The sequence below is a fragment of the Caballeronia sp. genome (genome assembly GCF_049581465.1).
GTDB lineage: Bacteria > Pseudomonadota > Gammaproteobacteria > Burkholderiales > Burkholderiaceae > Caballeronia.
Window position 1 is genome coordinate 1 of the sequence record NZ_JBAUSA010000031.1, and the last position, 1,840, is coordinate 1,840.

A 1,840-nucleotide genomic window follows, 5' to 3' on the forward strand; every position below is an offset into this window, starting at 1 on the left:
CCCGATATGAGCAGCCGCCTTGCCGAAATTGGTGCGCCGACGCTGGTGACCTGGGGGCGCGACGATCGCTTCGTTCCGCTCGACAACGGCCTGCGGATGATATGGGGTCTGCGCGACGCGCAAATGCATATCTTCAATCGCTGCGGACACTGGGCCCAGTGGGAGCATGCGGACCGATTCAACCGCCTGGTCATCGATTTTCTCAAGTACTGAATAGTGGTGTGACGGGTGCAGAACAGGTCGCTGCGCCGTCGCTATCGGAGGCGATCTCACCGAAAACGTCGCGTCCTGAATACCCATTCGGGGTGCGACGCAAACAGCTTCGCACAATAAGATTTGGAGACACGGTGAAAGCAAAAATAATCACATGCACAGTTGTGACGCTTGTCGCGAGTTCGGCGAACGCCCAATCCAGCGTTACGCTGTTCGGCGCTATCGATGCCGGGCTGACGTGGGTTTCGAACGCGAACGGTCATTCGAACACCTTCATGCAAGGGGGCATCTCGAACAACACCGGGTTTGGCATTTCCGCGATCGAGGATCTTGGCGGCGGGACCCGGGCCATCGCGAAGCTCCTCAATACGTTCGATATCGCCTCCGGGTCGTTATATGCCCCGAGTATGATGTACCGTTACTCATACGTAGGACTCGACAATGATTCGCTAGGCCGCGTGACGATGGGGTTGCAGACCGACTTCATGTTCAACTATATGACCATCGATCGTTGGGGCCCGATGCTTGCCTCGCTGGAGCCGACGTTCACGCAAGCCGGGCCTTACCCGGGGTTGGGAGCGCCGGCGTTCGGCTCAATGGACTTTCTGCGAACCGCTGATCTGTATTCGACGCCCAATGCCGTCACCTACGAGAGCCCTAGGGTTGCGGGTTTCAAGTTCGGCGCGCTATACGGATTTGGCGGTCAGGCGGGGGCGTTTAGCCAGAACAGCACGCAGAGCCTGGGTGCCAGTTATAACGCAGGGCCGTTTGCATTCGACGCTGCCTATACCTACACGAAGTTTCCGACGATCAATTCCGGCAATAGCGGACTCCGGGATTGGGGCGTCGGCGGACGCGTGCCGATAGGCCAGGGTTTTGTGGCGTTGATGGTCGCGAAGGCCACGAACACGTTCAACAACGCGCAGGTCATGGTGTATGACTTTGCCGCGACTTATCCGGTGAGCCAGGCCGCGATTCTTGGTTTCGAGTATCAGTTCAATGATGGCAATCACGTCGCGAACAACGTGAAGATGCATCAGGCTGGTTTGAATCTCGCCTACTACCTTTCGAAAGGTACCAGCATCTATGGATTTGCCGCGTATCAACACGGGTCGGGAGGTTCTGAAGCACTGATTCCCGGAGCGGGGGCGTTCTCGAGTTCCAGCAACCAGACGATGGTGCGTCTGGGCATGATGCACACCTGGTAGTCCAGTGCATTGCTTGCGTAATCGGTGCCGTAGAGCACATTAAAAAAATTGGAGGCATTCGTCATGAATACAACTGTTGCCGTCCCGGACGAACGTTCCGGCTGGAATGTCCGGTATGAAGTCAAGGCAGTATTCCTGCTGGCCCTTGGCTATGGGCTGGTGGGCCTCGACCGGAACATCATTTACCCGCTCTTTCCGGTGATCGCGAAAGAGCTCGGGATGAACTATCAAGACCTGGGTCTGATTTCCGCGGTGCTTTCACTCTGCTGGGGAGTAGCGTCCATCGTCACGGGCAGGTTATCTGACCGGATTGGATGCAAGCGCGTACTCGTGCCAGCAGTCGTCGCGTTTTCCCTGCTCGTTGGCGGCAGCGGACTCGCCACGGGGATGGTCAGCCTCGTGCTGCTCCGTGCATTGAT

At 57.4% G+C, this 1,840-nt stretch carries 3 protein-coding genes; all 3 read left to right on the plus strand.

From position 1 onward, the window contains the following. Window positions 1–213 (plus strand): alpha/beta fold hydrolase (locus WCA53_RS00685; protein WP_423904229.1); only part of this gene is annotated, 213 nt, incomplete at its 5' end. Between the two features lie 134 nt (window positions 214–347). Continuing rightward, a complete protein-coding gene (locus tag WCA53_RS00690; RefSeq protein ID WP_423904232.1) occupies window positions 348–1,421 on the plus strand; it encodes a porin in 1,074 nt (357 codons plus the stop codon). 63 nt (window positions 1,422–1,484) lie between these two features. Next, window positions 1,485–1,840 (plus strand): MFS transporter (locus WCA53_RS00695; protein ID WP_423904235.1); only part of this gene is annotated, 356 nt, incomplete at its 3' end.